This window comes from Acerihabitans arboris (assembly GCF_010131535.1).
Taxonomy (GTDB): Bacteria; Pseudomonadota; Gammaproteobacteria; order Enterobacterales; family Enterobacteriaceae; genus Acerihabitans; species Acerihabitans arboris.
Genome location: NZ_WUBS01000020.1, coordinates 57,831 through 75,542, shown reverse-complemented (window position 1 = coordinate 75,542; position 17,712 = coordinate 57,831). Strand labels below are relative to the sequence as shown.

The window sequence follows — 17,712 nt, the reverse complement described above, 5'->3', positions numbered from 1 at the left end:
GTTAACTGCCCTGCCCGGGCGTCAGGGTGAGGATATGCTGGTGGAAGTGTTCCAGCTCCTTGCGGTGGGCCACGCTGATGATGGTGCTGCCGGGAAGCCGATCGAGGAGCGCCTGGTACAGCCGGCGTTCGGTTTCCGGATCCAGCGCGCTGGTCGCCTCGTCGAGGAAAATAAAGTCCGGACGGTGCAGCAGTACCCGCGCCATCGCCAGCCGCTGCTGCTCGCCGCCGGACAACACCTGCTGCCAGCGATCGGATTGGGTCAGCGAATCGGTCCGTTCCGCCAGGCAGCAATCCGCCAGCGCCTGACGGCATTGCAGGTCGGTAAAGGCGTCCGGCTCGTCGGGATAGGCCAGCGCGCTTTTTAACGTGCCGACCGGGATATAGCTTTTTTGCGGCAAAAACAGGATACGCGCCGTCTGGGGCCGGGTGATGGCGCCTTCCCCAAAAGGCCATAACCCCGCGCAGGCGCGCAGCAGGGTGCTTTTGCCGCTGCCCGAGCGCCCCCGCACCACCCAGCGTTCGCCGGCCAATACCCGCCAGCGCGGCAAATGCGCAAGCGCCGCGCCGTCCGGACGCCGCAGGGTTAATCCTTCGCAGCAAAGCGCCGAACCCCGGCTTTCCAGCCGGATGCCGGCGGGCTGGTCCCGGGCTTTATTTAACGCCCAAAGCATATCCCGCAGTCGGTTGGCAAGCGCTATCCAGTTAGTAAAGGATTGATAAGCCTGGGGGAAAAACGCCAGCGTACTGAGCAGCATGCCATAGGCCATGGTAATCTGCGTCAGGCCGCCCATGGTGATTTTTCCCGAGAGCAATAAAGGCAGCGCCAGCAGGGTGGGCAGCGGCGAAAAGACCTGGGAAAACATGCTCTGGAAAAAATTCAGCTTAAAGGTTTTACGCATCATCAACAGCGTATTGTCCCGCACCCGGACGAAGCGGGATAACAGCCGCCGTCCCTCGCGTCCGCCGCCGCCAAAAAAGGCGATTTGCTCGGCGTTTTCCCGTACCTGCATGCCGAGGAAACGAAAATCCGCTTCCACCGTTTGTTTATTCATATTGACGCCAATCAGCACCTTGCCCAGCCAGTGGGCCAGGGCGAGATGGGAAAATGAATAGACATAGACGGCGATCACCATATAACCGGGTATCGACAACGCCCTGCCCCCCAGGGGAATAGACAGGGCGCCGGATAATCCCCACAGCATAATGGTAAAGGTCACGACGTTGACCACCACGTTGATGATATTGGTGGACAGGTTGATGCTGATGTCGGTAAAGAGATTAATATCCTCCGCAATACGCTGATCGCCGTTGCTGATTAAATTATCCCGCTCCAGTTGATAATAAGCGGAACCCTGGGTCCAGCGCTCCACATAACGGACGGTCATCCAGGTGCGCCAGCGCAGGGTCAGGTAATTAATCGCCAATACGCTGACCATCGGCAACAACACGGTTATCGTGCCGATGCCCAGGCTTTTCACCATGGTGCCGCTGATAAGCGGCCAGTCCAGCGCCACCAGGGCGTCGGTTAAGCGCCCATGCAGTTTATTCAGGGCAACAAACGCAAACGTGGTGGTGAAATTAATCGTCAGGATGATGGCAATTAATAATAAGGCCAGCCACTTTTCCGACGATACCCAAAAAGGGCGAATTAATTGCCATACACCCGGACGATTGCCGTCGCTGGGCAGCGCTTTATTGATCGATTGTGCCTTCATATTTCCCACGGATTAGAACGAATAGGTCACCGACAACCGCGCGGTGCGGCCCGGCTTCACGCCGATATACGTTGCCGTGGTCGAATAATAATAAAGATCCCGGTCGAATATATTTTTCACACCCAGCGTCACCGTATATTTTGGCTGATGGTAAAACACCGAAGCGTCGGTTTGCGCCCAGCCGCCCATTTTGAAATAATTGCCCGTAGAGCCATTCACGGTGTCGCTGGCCGCCTCGACGCCGATGCCGGCGCCCAGGCCGCGCAAGCGTCCGTCCTGCAGCTCATAGGTACTCCAGATACTGCCGGAATGTTTGGGCTGCGCGGTAACCTTGGTTTTATAGCCGGTAAGCTCGGAGGTATCCGGATCCTTGGGCTGGGCAAAGGTATAGCTGGTGCTGATATTCCAGCCCGGCAAAATTTGCCCATTTAAATCAAAATCAAAGCCTTTGGTTTCCCGCCCTTGCGCGCCAACCGCGTCGCCCGCGATATTGTAAACCGCCACGTTGTCCTGCACGATATGGAATACCGCGGTGGTAATGGTCAGGTTATCGTCCAGCAGGTTAAATTTAAACCCGGCTTCCTTGGATTTGCCGGTGGACGGCGCCAGCGGTTTACCGGTGAGGGTATTGACCGTGCCGACGGTGGCGAAGCTGTTCAACAGGTTGGCGTAGACCGTCACTTCCGGCGTGATATCGTAGCTGACGCCGTAGCTGGGTATCCATTTGGTCTCGTCGGAAAACGAGGTCTTGGTACGGGTTGGGGAGTAAAAGACGTTGGTTTGCGATGTCCATTCAGCCCGTTTAGCGGATAACTGCAAATGCAGTTTTTGCCAGAAATCGATCTGGTCTTGTAAAATCAGCCCCTTTTGATCCTGGGTGGTTTTATACGATTTAAAGGTGGGATCGGGGATATCGGGAAACGACAGGCTATCGGGATCGTTATAGTTGCCGGTGGTAGAAATCCGGCCGCTGTATAAATCCCAGCTAGTGGTCTTTGAATGCTGATAATCGTAGCCGACCAGGATATTATGGGTTATCGGGCCCATATCGATCTTGCCGCGAATATCGTTTTGCAGGCTTATTGCGTTGAGATCCTGCTTATTGGCCAGCTCATGGGTGACTAACGAGCCGTCGGGGTACGCCGCATAAGTCTCATGAATGCGGTAATTCATGGTGTTATCAAGATAGGTGGCTTTACTGTTAAAAGACCAGTCGTCGCTTAAATCCTGGTTCAGTTCGTAATAAGCGGTCTTGGCATTGCCCGCGAAATGGTTATCCTTATCCCCCAGGCGATATACCGGCAGGCGCTGTATACGGCCATTGTTATACAGGGTCGCCGCCGGACCGGAGGTCCTGCCGGTGCTGAATTCCGCGCCCACTTTGAATTTGGTTTTATCCGTCACCCAGGCCAATACCGGCGCGATATAGTCGGCGCGCTTACCGTTAAAATCGGGAAAACTATTATCCGCGTGCATGGTGGAGGCATTTAAACGGTATTGGAAGGTTTTATCATCGTTTAACGGGCCGCCAAGATCGATGGCGGTTTTCACCTCGCCATATTTGGACGTCTCGAATTTTATCGTATGCAGCGGGTCGGCGGTGGGGGCCTTACGCACCACGTTGACCGAACCGGCGGGAGAGCTGTTGCCCGCCAGCACCGCCTGCGGTCCTTTTAACACTTCCACCCGCTCGATACCGTCGATATTGGAGTAGCCGGTGGCGCTGCCGTTGACGGAGCTATTCGGGTTGGACATCCCGTCGGTGGAACCGGACATGACATTAAAACCGCGTATATTGATTGAATTAATGCCGCGGTTGCCGCCCTGCGTCGTAACGCCGCCGGCGTTGCGCAACGCGTCTTCCACCGAGACCGCCTGCCGGTCCTCAATCAGTTTGCGGCTAACCACCTGCACCGACTGCGCCGTGTCCTGCAACGCGAGGTTGGTGCGGGTGGCGGAACTGGACGTCGATGGGTTATAGACCGTGGCGTCTTCGCTTTGATCGGCGGCGCCGCTGACGGTAATGGCCGGCAGCGTCTGGCCGCTGTCCTTCGCCGCCTGCAATTCCGATGTGGCGGCGGCCGGCACGGCCGTGGTCACCGCGTCAATAGTCAGGGTGCCGTTGGCGGTGGTGGTGACGGACAGCGGCGTTCCCTGCAACTGGCGTAATATCGCTTGTTCAACAGTGAAATTGCCGCTGATGGGCTTGGCCTGGTAAGGCGCCACCAGCGTGGGATTAAAAGAGATAGTCTGCTGACTTTGGCGCGCAATGGCTAATAAGCCTTGTTCCAGGGAACCCGCCGGCACCGAATAGTGCATCGAGGGCGCCGGCGCCGCGTATGCCTCCTGCGGCGGCAATAATGCGCTATTTGCCACGACAACCGTGATATTTATCGCCAACGCCAACCGGCCTGGTGTAATACGACTCTTCCATGCGCGTTGCAGTACTGCATTCATTGATACGACTCCCGGAGAAAAGGCAAAAGTATAGCGACGCCATAGTGTTATGGGTCAGTCCGACATCTCAGTGTGTATGTGCAACGCGGGCCGAAATGTGTCACCGGGTGGCTGATATTTTTTTTATTATTTACGTTGTTATTGCCTATGACGCTGCCGGCTGTTCGCCCCCATAACAAGCGTATTGCGGCGCGCCGGCACTATTTTGGTGCGAAACGGCGGATCAACGAATCTAAAATGCCCCACGTCCCGTCCGCTTTTGTGCGACGTTGCGCATTAATGCGGCGCTTATAACAAAAGTGGTCTTAGTAAATAAAAAAATATACTTATACTCTATGGATATAACCTAGAGATAAAAATTATTGGCTCGCTTATTGCTGGGCAGGCTTGAATGAACCCCCGCTCTGCCCGCGATAACCTGCGCGGCGGGCAAGAGCGGCACTATTTGTTGAGGATTGGTGGTAATAATCCTTTGTTGAGGCCTGAGAAAGGTTTTACGCTTAGATTAAGCCAGACGGATGAGATGATGCCTGCTGAATTTACCAGCCGAACAGATGCATTAACGCTTATTTTTCGCAGCGATTATCGGTGGCTCACCGATAAGCTGAGACGGCGGATCAGCTACGGCACCGGCGCGGAAGATATCGCCTCCGAGGCGTTTGTGCGGCTGGCCGCGATCCCTGAGCTGCTTAATATCCGCGAGCCGCGGGCCATGCTGACCACGCTTGCCCAGCGGGTATTATACGAAAACTGGCGCCGCCGCGACCTGGAGCAGGCCTATCTCAACGCGCTGGCAAGTAGCCCGCAGCGCTGCCATCCCTCGCCGGAAGAGCAGGAGATGGTTATCGAATCATTGCTGGCCATTGACCGCGCGCTGGATGGGTTGTCCGTCAACGCGCGCAAGGCGTTTTTATTTAACCAACTGGACGGCATGACCTATGCCGACATCGCCCGGGAGCTGGGCGTCTCGGCCAGCATGGTGCGCAAGTATGTGGCGAAGGCGCTTACCAACTGTTATCTGGTGACCGCGGGGCAGAATGAATAACCGGCCGGAACACGAATGATAAAATTGACCCAGCGACCCGATTCCGCCGCTCAGGAAGCCATCGAATGGATGGTGCTGCTACGTTCCGGCGAGGCCACGGACGACGATTTCCGGGAATATGAACGCTGGCGTTATGCCGACGCGAGCCACGACGCCGCCTGCGCCAAAATAGAAACCACGCTGGGTAAAATCCAGTCCCTGACGCATACCATGCCGCCGGAAAATGTACGCCAGGCCCTGCTGGCGCCTTCCAGCCGCCGCAAGTTTTTGCACAATACGCTGGGTATCGCCGCCGTCGCCGTAGTCGGCGGCCTGGTGGTAAACCAGAAATATCCCGTGCCTTACCTGTTGTCCGATATCCATACCGATACCGCCCAGCGGCGGCGTATCGAGCTGGACGACGGCAGTACCCTGGATATGAACGCGCGCACCGCGCTGAATATCGCCATCAACGATAAACTGCGTAACGTTGACCTGCGCACCGGCGGTTTTATCGCCCGCGTGGTGGACGACACCCGGCCGTTCAGCGTCAATACCGGCATGGGACGCATCCTGGCGGGCGAAGCGCGTTTTCATGTGCGCCAGGAATCCGGCGGCATCCATCTGGCGGTGCTGGAATCGGTGGTAAAAGTCACCAACCGGCGCGGCGACAGCCAGCGGGTCGAGGCTGGCCACGGCCTGTGGTTCAACCAGGATATGCTGATGCCGGTGGGCATTTCCCCCTACGCGGAGACCGCCTGGACCCAGGGCCGGCTGGAGGTGAAGGATACGCCGCTGAGTTCGGTTATTGCTGCGCTGAAAAACTACAGCCCGGCGGTTATCCGCCTGGATCCGGCCGTCGCCAACCTGCGCGTCAGCGGCAACTTCCCGCTGGACGATGTGCCCTATGCGCTCGACGCCCTGGCCCAGACCATGCCGATTGCCATCACCCGTACCACGGGATACTGGATTCGCATCACGGCGGCCGACGTTTGACCGCGCTCAAATTTCCGCATTTTTTTTACCCGGCGGGTGTCACTTTTGCCTCTTCGTTGCACATACAGGATAAGTCTCCCAGCGATTGCCGCTAATGCGGGTGTGCGGTCGGTCTGGATTTATCGCGAGGTAGTGGTGAAAGCACAGCGCCTGATGTTGAAAGATAGGATTGAAGTGCCTGAAAGAGCAGCTACCGCCGTGCTTTTGCCCGCGGGGCCCGCGGCGGCTAAAAAAGATTACCGCCCCAGACTGACGGTTGCCGCGGTGGCGCTGGCCCATCTGGCGCTGATTGCCGCGGCCATTACCCATACCACGCAATACCGGCCGCTGGACATCATTAATCCGGCCGAACAGACCAGCGTGCAGGTAACCATGGTCGAGCAGCCGCAGCCCGAGCCGCCGCCGGTTCCCCTGGTCAGCGAGGCGCCGCCGGTATTGACCGCGGACAACAGCGAACGCGAAGTGGCGCAAAACGAGTCGGCCCCGGTTGCGCCCGCGCCGGAAATCAAGCCGGAAATACCGCCGCCGCCCAGGCCGAAGCCTAAACCCGCGCCGAAAATCAAACCAACACCCCAGCCGGTGCGCGAACCCTCCCGGCCGGTGACTCAGGAAAAGCCTTCGCCGGTACAAAACGCCAAGGTCGCCGATCGGGTGGCCATACCGGCGGCGACCCAGGGTGAAATGCTGAAAAGCGTACCCAACGCCACGCCGAAAAATGTATCGACCGTAGGCTGCCAGGTGCCCGCGCCCGACTACCCCCGCAAGGCGAAACGTCTGCAGGAAGAAGGCGAGGTGCTGATCCGCCTGATCATCAATGCCAACGGCACCCTGAGCCGCGGCGAGGTCGCGCGCAGCAGCGGCTATGAGGATCTCGACCAGGCGGCAATGGCGGCGGTGTCCCGCATCCGGTGTAACCCCTACGTGGAAAACGGCCAGGCGATTTCCGTTATGACGGTGCAACCCATTACGTTCAAATTATCCCGTTAGCCCGCAGGGGTTGGCGCATGAAGATGGCCGATAGCGTTTTTTGATAATAGAGGTAGCATAATGAATGAGTTTGGCATTGAGCACGTTTGGCTGCAGGGCGATATAATCACCCGCGCGGTGGCCCTGGTCCTGCTGGTCATGTCCATAATGTCCTGGTCGGTGATCGCTATTAAATGCATACAGGGCGCCGGGCTGCGCAAAATCGCCCAGCGTACCAAGCACCGGTTCTGGCGCGAAAAAACGCTGCCGTCCGCCATTGAATCATTGGGCAACAACGGCAATAACCCGTTCCGCGACCTGGCGATTGCCGGCCATGCGGCCATGTCCCACCAGTACAATATCGAGGCCGGCATCAGCAATAATCTCGATATCAGCGACTGGCTGGCGCGCGGCCTGAAAAACAGCATGGACGACAGCAGCGCCAGGCTGCAGTCGGGCCTGGGCATCCTCGCCTCCATCGGCAGCACCGCGCCGTTTGTCGGGCTATTGGGTACCGTTTGGGGCATCTATCATGCGCTGCAATCCATCAGCCTGGCGGATCAGCCGGATCTGGCCCACGTCGCCGGCCCGGTCGGCGAAGCGCTGATTATGACGGCATTCGGCCTGTTCGTCGCCATTCCGGCGGTACTGGGATTTAACACCATCAGCCGGCGCAACCGCGGCCTGCAGCATGCCATCGCCCGTTTCGCCCACGATCTGCACGCCTACTATCTCACCGGCTCGCGCATTACCACCGCCGATGTGACCGAGCTGCGCGCCGGCGACATGGCCGCGCCTAATCTGGCCCAGCCGTTTCGCGCCGGCCAGTCGATGTGAATGCGGGTTTGAGGAGTCAATGTAAATGAGCATGTCCGATAATTCACAGTTCGAGATAGACGAGGATCCGCTGGTGAACGATATCAATATGACACCGTTTATTGATGTCATGCTGGTCTTGCTGATTGTATTTATGATCACCTTGCCGGTGATCAATCACGCGGTAAAGGTGAACCTGCCCAAAGCCAACGCCAGCGTGGTGGATAAAGACGTCAAGGCAATAGATATTTCGGTCATGGCCGACGGCAGTATCGCCTGGGACAAGCAGGCCATTGACGACGCCACCTTTAAAAGCCGGCTGGAAGAAACGGCAAAACTGCCGCAGTTGCCCCACCTGCGCATCTACGCCGACCAGGCGTCGGAATACGGCCGCGTCGCGTTTGTCATGACCAGCGCGCAAAGCGTCGGCCTGACCAAATTTGATTTTATCGTCGATAAACACGGCGCTTGAGCGTGATATCGGCGACCGGCTCCCCGGCTGGACAAGCCGCGCCAGCAGCACGCCGGCGGCGGTGCCGATCGCCATATCGCTTTAGGCCCGGCGCTCAGAGCGCCTGGATATCCTCCTCATGGATGGCGCCATGATCCAGCCGGAAAAGACGATTGCACAAACGTTTAACCAACCCCTGGTCATGGGAGGCAAAAACAAAAATATCGGTGCCGGCAATCCAGTCGTGCATACGCGCTTCGGCCTTTTTTTGGAAGGAGGCGTCGCCGGTGCCGAACATTTCGTCAATCAGCAGGATGTCCGGCCTGACGGAGGTGGCCACGGCAAACATCAGCCGCATGGTCATTCCGGACGAATAGGTACGCACCGGCAGGGCAAGGAAGTCGCCCAGCTCGCTGAAATCCTCGATATCCGGCACATTGGCCCTGGCCTGCGCTTTGGAATTGCCCATCAGCAACAGCATGCGCATGATATTTTCATACCCCGAGAGCTCCGGGTCCATGCCGGCGCCCAGTTCAAACACCGTCGCCACCGACCCGGTACGAATGACTTTTCCCGCGGTGGCGCTGTAAATCCCGGCCATGGTCCTGAGCAGGGTGCTCTTGCCGGCGCCGTTATGTCCGGTTAATCCCACGGCGTCGCCGCTGCGCAGCGTAAAACTAACCCGATCCAGGGCGGTCACCGTGACGACGGCCCCGGCGCCTTTGCCAATGCGGCCGCCGGTGCCGATCCTGACCAGCTGATTGCGCAGGGACTGCGCATGGGCGTTATAAATCGGGTACGCAACCGTGACATTATCAAAGATCAGTGACGCCATAATGAAATCCAAAAAGTTGCGGCAGCCGCGTTAAATCCAAAACGCCAGACGAGGCGCGCGCCGGTTAAACAATATTAGCGTTACCGTCCAGCCCAGCAGCGCCATGGCGCCCGTCACCAGATAGACAAAACCCCCGGGGATGGCGCCGAAGATGGGTTCCCGCACCAGGGCGATAAAATAGGTAAAGGGATTCATCCAAATAATCGCCTGGTTGACACCGGCATGGCCCGCCTTATAGATAACCGGCGTCAGGAAAAAGACAATCGGCATCAACGACTGCACAATCTGCTCCACATCGCGAAACCGGGCGCCGATTAATCCCAGCAGCACCGATATCCACAGCAGGTTAACCAGCACCAGCGCCAGACCCGGCAAGCACAGCAGCGTGACCCATCCCACCGGCTGGGGATAGGCCAGTAGCACCAGTACCAGCACTATCAGATTATGCATAAGCGTGATCGACTGGCGCGCCATCAGCTGAATGGGATGGATACAAAAAGGCAGCTGCAGGTTGCGGATGATTTGCGCCTGCCGCACAAATACCGACGTGCTTTCCGTCACGCAGCCCGAGATAAATTGCCATAACAGCAATCCTACGGTTAACGAAGGAATCAGTTGGCCGGGCTCTTGGTTCAGCAGCTGGCTCCAGACCAGGCCCAGGCCGACCACGCCGATGGCGGCGCCAAGCGTTAGCCATAATGGCCCCAGCATGCTGCGCTTATAACGCGCCTTGGTATCGCTATAGGCCAAATGGCAAATAAGCGGCAGATGGCGCAGGCTGTTAAATAAGTCGTTAATGGCAAAGTCCATTGCGGCGGCTGACCCTAAAAGCGCTGTAAAATATCGGATAGGCATTTAATGACGGGCGTAATCTCCAGAAGCTTGCACCGTTCATTGATCAATATGGCCTGGGTGATATCTAAATCCCGCTGGCGCCACAATAGCTATTTTATAGTGTAAGGCGCGCAGCACCAGAAATTCCACCGCAATATATCATTTACTGAATTCATGCCAATATGGATAATATTTTTATGTGGATATAAAAAAATAAATTAATTAACAACATAGTTAATCTTGATAAGGTTAATAATACATTCCCCCTCTTCCGGTTATAGATGAACTAACCTAGCAGAATGTAAAAGCTGCCTCAACAGTGACCCTCATGGTGAATGCAGGGTTAATTTTTGTCGTGATTTTCAGGAAGATTTGACGATATGAGCATATTGGTGACAGGCGGTGCGGGATTTATCGGGTCTAATTTTGTGCTGGACTGGCTTGTCCGGCACGATGAGCGGGTGATCAACCTGGACAAGCTGACCTATGCCGGCAACCGGCAAAACCTGGGGGAGCTCTCCTACGATCCGCGCCATATTTTTGTCGAGGGTGATATTGGCGACCGGGATTTGGTCGATCGCCTGCTGGCGACCTATAGGCCCCGGTGTATAATCCACTTCGCCGCCGAAAGCCATGTCGATCGTTCCATCCTTAATCCGGGCGAGTTTATCCAGACCAATGTGGTCGGCACCTTTAACCTGCTTGAAAGCGCGCGCCGCTATCTGGAATGCGCCGATATCGCCGCTAAGACCGCCTTTCGCTTCGTACACGTGTCCACCGATGAAGTCTACGGCACCCTTGATCACGACGCGCCGGCATTTCGTGAAAGCCATAAATACGAACCCAATAGTCCCTATTCCGCCAGCAAGGCGGCCGGCGATCATCTAGTGCGGGCCTATTGCCATACCTACGGCCTGCCGACTATCACCACCCATTGTTCCAATAACTATGGCCCCTATCATTTTCCGGAAAAGCTTATCCCGCTGGTGATCCATCATGCGCTGGCAGGCAGGCCCCTGCCGGTTTATGGAGACGGACGGCAAATCAGGGACTGGCTGTATGTAAAGGATCACTGCGCAGCCATTCGCTGCGTGCTGGCATCGGGCCGGGTGGGGGAAACCTATAATATCGGCGGGTGGAATGAGCAAACCAATATCGACGTGATCACCAAAATCTGCTTCCTGCTCGACCAGCTGCGGCCGAGGGCGGACGGCAGGCCTTACGCCGGCCAGATCCAGTTTATCAAAGACCGGCCCGGGCACGATCGCCGCTATGCCCTTGATGCGTCGAAGATTGAAACCGAGCTGGGATGGAGGCCGGTGGAAACCTTCGAGACCGGCATCCGCAAGACGGTGCGGTGGTATCTGGACAACCAGGCGTGGGTCGACAATATTACCACCGGCGCCTATGCCCACTGGGTGGAAAAACAATACCAGTGATTTCACCTGCACCCTGTGTTTGCGCGGTTATCGTCACCTATCATCCCGATCCGGTCCTGTTCGCCGAACTGCTCGCCGCCATCGCCGGACAGGTACAGGAACTGGTGATCGTGGATAACGGATCGTCCGCGGCCCGCGTCGAGGCCCTGACAGCCTTTGCCCGGGGTTCGCCCCGCCGGCATATCCTCCCGCAGGAAGGGAACATGGGCATCGCCGCCGCCCAGAACCGGGGCATCTGGCGCGCGCTGGACCTGCGCTGCACCCACGTGCTGCTGCTTGATCACGACAGTATCCCGGCCGCCGACATGGTACGGCAGCTATTGTTACTGGAGAGCCGGTTGCTGGCCGACGATATCCGCGTCGGCGCGATCGGCCCCACCCAGGTGGACAGACGCACCTTTACCCGCGCCGGATTCGTCCGCAGACAGCAGATGTTTATTCGCCGCCGTTATCCGTGCCGCGTCGCCGGTTATGTGGAAACGGATTTCCTCATCTCTTCCGGCATGCTGATTCGCGCCCCGGCGCTGCGCGCGATCGGCGTGATGAACAGCGGCTATTTTATCGATCACGTGGATACCGAGTGGTGTTTTCGCGCCACCCACCTGGGGTATCGCCTGTTTGGCGCCCAACGGGCGGTGCTGCACCATACGTTAGGCTACGGGGTAATCAAAATCTGGCTCGGCCGCTGGCGCGAGGTGCCGCAGCATAGCCCGCTGCGGAATTACTATATCTTCCGCAATACCCTGAAGATGGTGCGCCGCACGCCGATGACCATGGCATGGCGCCTGGCCCATCTTTACCGCCTGGGAATGTTCCTGTGCTTTTTTCTGATCGTGGGCAAGCCTCGGGCGCAACGGCTGCGCATGATGCTGCTCGGCATCCGGGACGGCATCAAGGGAGTGGAGGGCATGATTGACAGCGGCAAGATTACGCTTGGCAAATAGACCCGGCATGATTACCCCGCCCCGGCCGCCCGCCGATGCCAAGCCGTGAAGCGTTCCGGGTCCGGGCGTCCAGCTTAAGCGCCAGGTCGTAAAGCACCGGGACCTACCGGGGTAGAAGATATGTCATCCGATATTGGCCGTGACGTACTCATAGATCCCGGCCATCTGCGATTCCCAGTCCAGGTGCTCCATGGTGGCCAGGCCGCCGTCCGCTAATTTTTGCCGCAGCAAACGATCATGGTAGAGCGCGGTAAACGCCTCCAGCACCGCCTGGGGAGTGGGATCCGCCAAATACGCGTTTACGCCATGACGGCAAAACCATTCTACCTGCGGCCCGTTATTGGAGATAACCGGGACGCCGCAGGCCATTAACTCCACCGGCAGATACGACAGGTTGGTGCCGGAGAACGCCATACCCACATCGCAGGTCCGGTACAGGTCCCCCGTGTCCTTCAGCGTCATGTTGCCCAGCAGGGTGGCCGGGAACGGCGGGCGGGCTTTTAAATCCAGGCCGGCGATGACGATTTCAACCTCGGGAAAATGGCGGGCAATTTTTTTCAGCGACGCCATGCCTAAATCAAAACAGCGTCGCTCCGTGGAGGGACGACCGTAAAAAAACAGTCGGGATACCGTCTTGCGCACCATCGTCTTGCCCGCCGCCGGATAAAAGATGTTGCGGTCGGCGGCAAACAGGTAGTTGCGGGCACGGCCGCCGTGGGATTCATAACACTGCTTAAGCCAGCCTCCCCCGGTAATGCCGGTAAAACCAAAACCGTAGGTGGCATTGGCCTGCATTGACGCCGTGCCATATGCATAAAACTGGCTTTCATAATCCTGCATGAAATAAAATTTTTCCCGCGCAAAGGGGAAAGCCCGCACGTTATACGCGGATTGCCAGGTGGTGGCAATCGCGCCGGCGCAGGCGGGTAGCAAAGCGGGATCGATAATCACCTCCAATAAACACCCGGGCAGGGCGCGCTTCAACTCATTTTGCAACTGCCTGGAGGAATTGTGGCGTTCATTATTATAAATAAATATAATATTCTTGGTATCATATTTCGCAAAGTGGTTGGCGAAACGGAATAACGTATAATGGCCGCCGCCCCAGACATTAGACCAGTCGGGGACAAACCAGATAAAGGTCGGCCGCTTATCCCCGCTGGCGGCGGGAATCAACGCGCCGCCATATTCGGCCCAGGGTTTATAATCAAGCACGGCGTTGGCGGAAACGATCGGATCTACCGTCGCCATTTCCGGCCAGACATTATTGGTGCCGGCATTGACCCTGTGATGCAATAAGACGAAAAAACGCGGAAAAAGTTTAAACAGCGAAAATATCAGCGCATTACCATAGCCAAATTCCCTGGCATAGTGCATAAAATATTGTACTTTGCTTTTCATAATACCGGTTCATCCTTGGAATGAGGCAACATACCTTGCCAGGTCATCTTTCCAATAACCTGGTATACATGACTCGCTTAACGACGGAAGATAAATGGATTGAATACCCTCGGAGAAAGGACGCGGCGCGGACAAGGGAAACCTGGACGACTCCACCGGCATGATGCTGCCTTTGAATTTTAATATTTCGCCGATAGCGCGCGCAATATCAAAACGGCTAATGGTGCCGTGGCTGGCAAAATGATAGGTCCCGGTCTGACGGTTAGCCATCGCCTTGATAATAAAATCACTCAACTGGCCGGCGGAGGTAAGGCTGCCCAAACGGTCGCTTACCGCTTTCAGCTCGGTGGCGCCGTCCTTGATCTGTTGGATAATCTTACCGACAAACTTATGATCCTTTCCTGGCCCGCCGCCAATCATCCAACCGGCGCGCAGTATCAGATGATTATCGGGACAGTTGGCCCTAACCGCGTCCTCGCCATTTAATTTCGAGCGGCCGTAATAATTGGTCGGCTGCGGAATATCGAGTTCGTTGTAGCTGATCTTGCCCTCGGCGCCAAATACGTTAGACGATGAAATATATAACAACCAGGCGCCGCAGGCCTGCGCCGCCTTGGCGATTTGCTCCGTGGCCAGGTGATTGCAGATCCCGGCCCGCGCCGGTTCACGCTCACATAAATCCACATCGGTTTCGGCGGCGAAATGCAGGATCACATCCGGCCTGGCCTCTTTAACATAGTCATAAATGGCCTTGTGATTGGCCAGGTCAAAACGGCTGCGATCGGCAACGATGGCCTCATAGCCGTAATCATTGAGGGTACTGGTAACATAGGTACCAAGCATGCCGGTACCGCCGGTCAGGAAGATTTTATTCATGGGTTAAAATACCTCGGCGTCGGCAAGGACTTTGCCGGATTGGTCTTTATCGGATAATATCGGTTCGAGCATTCCCGCCGCGGGCGCCATGACTTTCCGCCATTGCACCTGAATATCAGGATCATCGAAGCGGATACACCGGTCATATTGCGGGCACCAATAATCGGTCACCAGGTATTGCAGTTTTGCCGTGGCCGATATCACCTGGAAGCCGTGGGCAAATCCTTCGGGGATCCAAAGCTGATGATTATTTTCCGCGGACAACAGCGCCCCCACCCATTGGCCGAAGGTCGGGGAATGCTTGCGCAGATCCACCGCCACATCAAATACTTCTCCCGCCACCACGCGCACCAATTTGCCCTGCGGCCTGCCCACCTGGTAATGCAATCCCCGGATGACATTTTGCCGGGAAAAGGATTCATTGCCCTGGACAAAACTGAGGTCACGATTGAGCGCCCGTTGTAATTTTTCGAGATTAAAGCTTTCGAAAAAATAACCCCGCTCATCGTTAAACAGGCACGGCTCAATTAATACGACGTCGGGAATGTGCTGTGGAGTAAAATTCATGGCGTATTCTCTTCCAGTAAAAATTGCAAATATTGCCCGTAGCTATTTTTCATTAACCGCCGGGCCAGTTCGGCCAACTGTTTATCATCGATCCACCGCTGTTTGTAGGCTATCTCCTCCGGGCAGGACACTTTTAACCCCTGCCGGCTTTCCAACGTGGCGATAAATTGCCCGGCCTCCAATAAAGCGGTATGGGTGCCGGCATCCAGCCAGGTATAACCCCGACCCATTACCTGCACCGTTAGCGCCTCCTTCTCCAGATAGAGCCGGTTCAAATCGGTAATTTCCAGTTCACCGCGCGCCGAGGGTGTTAATGTCCTGGTTAATTCACATACCTCCTCATCGTAAAAATACAGCCCCGTGACCGCACAGGTGGAAGTGGGATTTGACGGTTTTTCCTCAAGGCTTAATACTTTCCCCTCCGAGCTGAATTTTACAATGCCATAGCGTTGCGGATCCTGAACATGATAGGCAAAGGCGCATGCGCCCTTCTCGCAGCTCATGGCGTTTTTCAGCAGTTTTGGCAAATCATGCCCATGAAATATATTATCGCCCAGGATAAGGGCGCAGGGATCGCCGTCCAAAAATGCTTCTCCCAGGATAAAAGCCTGGGCCAGGCCGCCGGGCGAGGGTTGCACCAGATAATTAAGATTAATGCCCCATTGTTCTCCGTTGCCTAATAACTGCCGGAAGCGCGGCGTATCCTGTTCGGTCGAAATGATTAATATCTCTTTAATACCCGCAAGCATCAGGGTACTCAAGGGGTAATAGATCATCGGCTTATCGAATACGGGTAAGAGCTGTTTTGATATGGCCAATGTGGCCGGGTGCAGGCGGGTACCCGCGCCTCCGGCAAGAATGATTCCTTTCCGTTTCATTTAAATAGTCCTCGGCCCTCACATCGCGCCCTGCCTATTGCCTACGGATACGCTTAACGGATATGATTAATAACCGTAGTTAACAAGAATAGTTAACGAACGTAGTGAGTGGACAGGGTTAACGGACATGATTTTAATAAAATTATTTTAATTAAGTATTAGCTAAGCATTTCTTTAATAAGATATTCCGCCGCTGTAGATATAATTTATTTAATATAACCTATTCCGGCGGGATGATGACATTCCCGCCGGCAATATGTAATTGCATCAGTTGTCCGTACGCAGCAGCGGACCGAATTGCGCAGACGCCTTATCCAGTGCAATCGATGCCGGGGCAAGGGCGCTGAACCTGGCCTTTAGCTCGCTTATCGGCGCAAAATAACCCATGGTCATGGCCGCCAGCTGTTGCCGGGTGCCGGTATCCAGCGCCTCAATTTCCACCGACGCGCCGCCCCGGTCCAATGGCGCGGCAAACATCGCCACGCTCAGCACATTTAACGATGGGGATACGGTGGCGATATCGGTGATCGCGGCGCGAATCTCCGCAGGCCGCCCTTCAGCCGTTGCCGGCAGGCGGTTTACCTGCGCCTGCAGCCCCGCCCGGAGTTTGTTCAGCAGCCTGGCGCGCTCTTCAGGGGACAGGTTGTTCGCCGACGTTACCCGCCATTCAACCGTGGTGATAACCGTATGCGCCGGATCCAACGCCTCCGGGGTACGCAGCATACGCATACTGCCATCGGACGAGAGCGTCAGGCGATTGTAGGAACCAAGGAACCCGCTGGCTTTGGTCGGCATGGTGCTGCTGCAGGCCGATAACAGCAATACCGCCGCTGCCAGGGCCGTCCATACCCGCTGACGCTGATGACGCATGTTGACTCCAGTGATGATCGATCGCCGCGTTGCCGCGGTTATGCCGGCGTTGCTGCACTATATGCCGACCAAATTATCATCCGCCGCCGCAGAAAGCGACTGCATCACAGGCCGCGGGGGATTGCCGTGAGCGTGCGACGGGAACAATATCCGGAGCAGCGTTGCGCTGTTGGCGGCCGGGCGGTTAATCCGTGAACTATTTCACACATTGTACACGGGTCTGCCGCGTTTCCATGAATACCCTCACAAAAGCTCGGCAAACTCATGGAAACCGGTTTCCATTTTGTATCCAATGGCAATGGTAAACACATTCCCCCAGAGGCTGAAAAATGAAAAGCATCATGTTGTGCTGTTCCGCCGGGATGTCCACCAGCATGCTGGTGAGAAAAATGCAGGCCGAGGCTGAAAAGCGCGGGCTGGAAATCAACATCGACGCCTTTGGCGTAGGCGAATTCGACGAGCAGTTTGCCCGTTACCAGCTGGTGCTGCTGGGGCCGCAGGTCAAATATATGCTGGAATCGCTGTCGGCCAAAACCGCGGAACAGGGAATTCCGGTGGCCGCCATCGATATGATGGATTACGGCATGCAGCGCGGCGACAAAGTGCTCGACTTTGCCCTTTCCCTGATGAAATAACCGCCA

General features: G+C 56.3%; 17 protein-coding genes. 8 read left to right on the top strand and 9 right to left on the bottom strand.

The window, feature by feature from the left end:
• Position 1 precedes the first annotated feature (1 nt).
• Both GRH90_RS23255 and GRH90_RS23250 read right to left on the bottom strand, forming a co-directional pair.
• A complete protein-coding gene (locus GRH90_RS23255; RefSeq protein ID WP_162368362.1) occupies positions 2–1,717 on the bottom strand; it encodes an ABC transporter ATP-binding protein/permease in 1,716 nt (571 codons plus the stop codon).
• A gap of 12 nt (positions 1,718–1,729) precedes the next feature.
• Positions 1,730–4,174, bottom strand: a complete 2,445-nt coding sequence (locus tag GRH90_RS23250; RefSeq protein WP_162368361.1) for a TonB-dependent siderophore receptor — start codon at positions 4,172–4,174, stop codon at positions 1,730–1,732.
• Between the two features lie 526 nt (positions 4,175–4,700).
• On the opposite strand from GRH90_RS23250, the gene GRH90_RS23245 reads away from it, so the two are divergent.
• From GRH90_RS23245 to GRH90_RS23225, 5 genes are all read left to right on the top strand, one after another.
• Positions 4,701–5,219, top strand: coding sequence for a sigma-70 family RNA polymerase sigma factor (locus GRH90_RS23245; RefSeq protein WP_162368360.1), 519 nt, complete (start codon positions 4,701–4,703; stop codon positions 5,217–5,219).
• Positions 5,220–5,237: 18 nt separating this feature from the next.
• Positions 5,238–6,194 (top strand): FecR family protein, encoded by a 957-nt coding sequence (locus GRH90_RS23240; protein WP_162368401.1) that lies wholly within the window; start codon positions 5,238–5,240, stop codon positions 6,192–6,194.
• 102 nt (positions 6,195–6,296) lie between these two features.
• The gene (locus tag GRH90_RS26555; RefSeq protein ID WP_312857214.1) at positions 6,297–7,181 is read left to right on the top strand and encodes an energy transducer TonB; all 885 of its coding nucleotides are present in this window, start codon (positions 6,297–6,299) and stop codon (positions 7,179–7,181) included.
• Positions 7,182–7,241: 60 nt separating this feature from the next.
• Positions 7,242–7,997 carry a MotA/TolQ/ExbB proton channel family protein gene (locus tag GRH90_RS23230; protein WP_162368359.1) on the top strand — a complete coding sequence of 252 codons (756 nt, stop codon included), beginning with the start codon at positions 7,242–7,244 and terminating at the stop codon, positions 7,995–7,997.
• Positions 7,998–8,022: 25 nt separating this feature from the next.
• Complete coding sequence (locus tag GRH90_RS23225) at positions 8,023–8,448, top strand: ExbD/TolR family protein (protein ID WP_162368358.1); 426 nt, start codon at positions 8,023–8,025, stop codon at positions 8,446–8,448.
• Positions 8,449–8,542: 94 nt separating this feature from the next.
• On the opposite strand, the gene GRH90_RS23220 is transcribed toward GRH90_RS23225, so the two are convergent.
• Both GRH90_RS23220 and GRH90_RS23215 read right to left on the bottom strand, forming a co-directional pair.
• Positions 8,543–9,262: an ABC transporter ATP-binding protein gene (locus GRH90_RS23220; protein ID WP_162368357.1), complete on the bottom strand. Its 720-nt coding sequence runs from the start codon at positions 9,260–9,262 to the stop codon at positions 8,543–8,545.
• Between the two features lie 30 nt (positions 9,263–9,292).
• Positions 9,293–10,072 (bottom strand): ABC transporter permease, encoded by a 780-nt coding sequence (locus GRH90_RS23215; RefSeq protein WP_162368356.1) that lies wholly within the window; start codon positions 10,070–10,072, stop codon positions 9,293–9,295.
• Positions 10,073–10,476: 404 nt separating this feature from the next.
• Here GRH90_RS23215 and rfbB point away from each other — a divergent pair, with 404 nt between their 5' ends.
• Entirely contained in the window at positions 10,477–11,535 is a 1,059-nt protein-coding gene (gene rfbB, locus GRH90_RS23210) for a dTDP-glucose 4,6-dehydratase (RefSeq protein WP_162368355.1), read from the top strand.
• Entirely contained in the window at positions 11,532–12,479 is a 948-nt protein-coding gene (locus GRH90_RS23205) for a rhamnosyltransferase (RefSeq protein WP_162368354.1), read from the top strand. The genes rfbB and GRH90_RS23205 overlap by 4 nt, the downstream gene beginning before the upstream one ends.
• Positions 12,480–12,602: 123 nt before the next feature.
• On the opposite strand, the gene GRH90_RS23200 is transcribed toward GRH90_RS23205, so the two are convergent.
• The 5 genes from GRH90_RS23200 to GRH90_RS23180 form a co-directional block, all read right to left on the bottom strand.
• Positions 12,603–13,880: a rhamnosyltransferase WsaF family glycosyltransferase gene (locus GRH90_RS23200; RefSeq protein WP_162368353.1), complete on the bottom strand. Its 1,278-nt coding sequence runs from the start codon at positions 13,878–13,880 to the stop codon at positions 12,603–12,605.
• Positions 13,881–13,889: 9 nt separating this feature from the next.
• A complete protein-coding gene (locus tag GRH90_RS23195) occupies positions 13,890–14,756 on the bottom strand; it encodes an SDR family oxidoreductase (protein ID WP_162368352.1) in 867 nt (288 codons plus the stop codon).
• A 3-nt stretch (positions 14,757–14,759) separates the two neighbouring features.
• On the bottom strand, positions 14,760–15,323 hold the full coding sequence (rfbC, locus tag GRH90_RS23190; protein ID WP_162368351.1) for a dTDP-4-dehydrorhamnose 3,5-epimerase: 564 nt from the start codon (positions 15,321–15,323) through the stop codon (positions 14,760–14,762).
• On the bottom strand, positions 15,320–16,201 hold the full coding sequence (gene rfbA / locus GRH90_RS23185; protein WP_162368350.1) for a glucose-1-phosphate thymidylyltransferase RfbA: 882 nt from the start codon (positions 16,199–16,201) through the stop codon (positions 15,320–15,322). The genes rfbC and rfbA overlap by 4 nt, the downstream gene beginning before the upstream one ends.
• A gap of 267 nt (positions 16,202–16,468) precedes the next feature.
• The gene (locus GRH90_RS23180) at positions 16,469–17,071 is read right to left on the bottom strand and encodes a DUF3313 family protein (protein ID WP_162368349.1); all 603 of its coding nucleotides are present in this window, start codon (positions 17,069–17,071) and stop codon (positions 16,469–16,471) included.
• Positions 17,072–17,400: 329 nt separating this feature from the next.
• Here GRH90_RS23180 and GRH90_RS23175 point away from each other — a divergent pair, with 329 nt between their 5' ends.
• On the top strand, positions 17,401–17,706 hold the full coding sequence (locus GRH90_RS23175) for a PTS sugar transporter subunit IIB (protein ID WP_162368348.1): 306 nt from the start codon (positions 17,401–17,403) through the stop codon (positions 17,704–17,706).
• Positions 17,707–17,712: the final 6 nt, after the last annotated feature.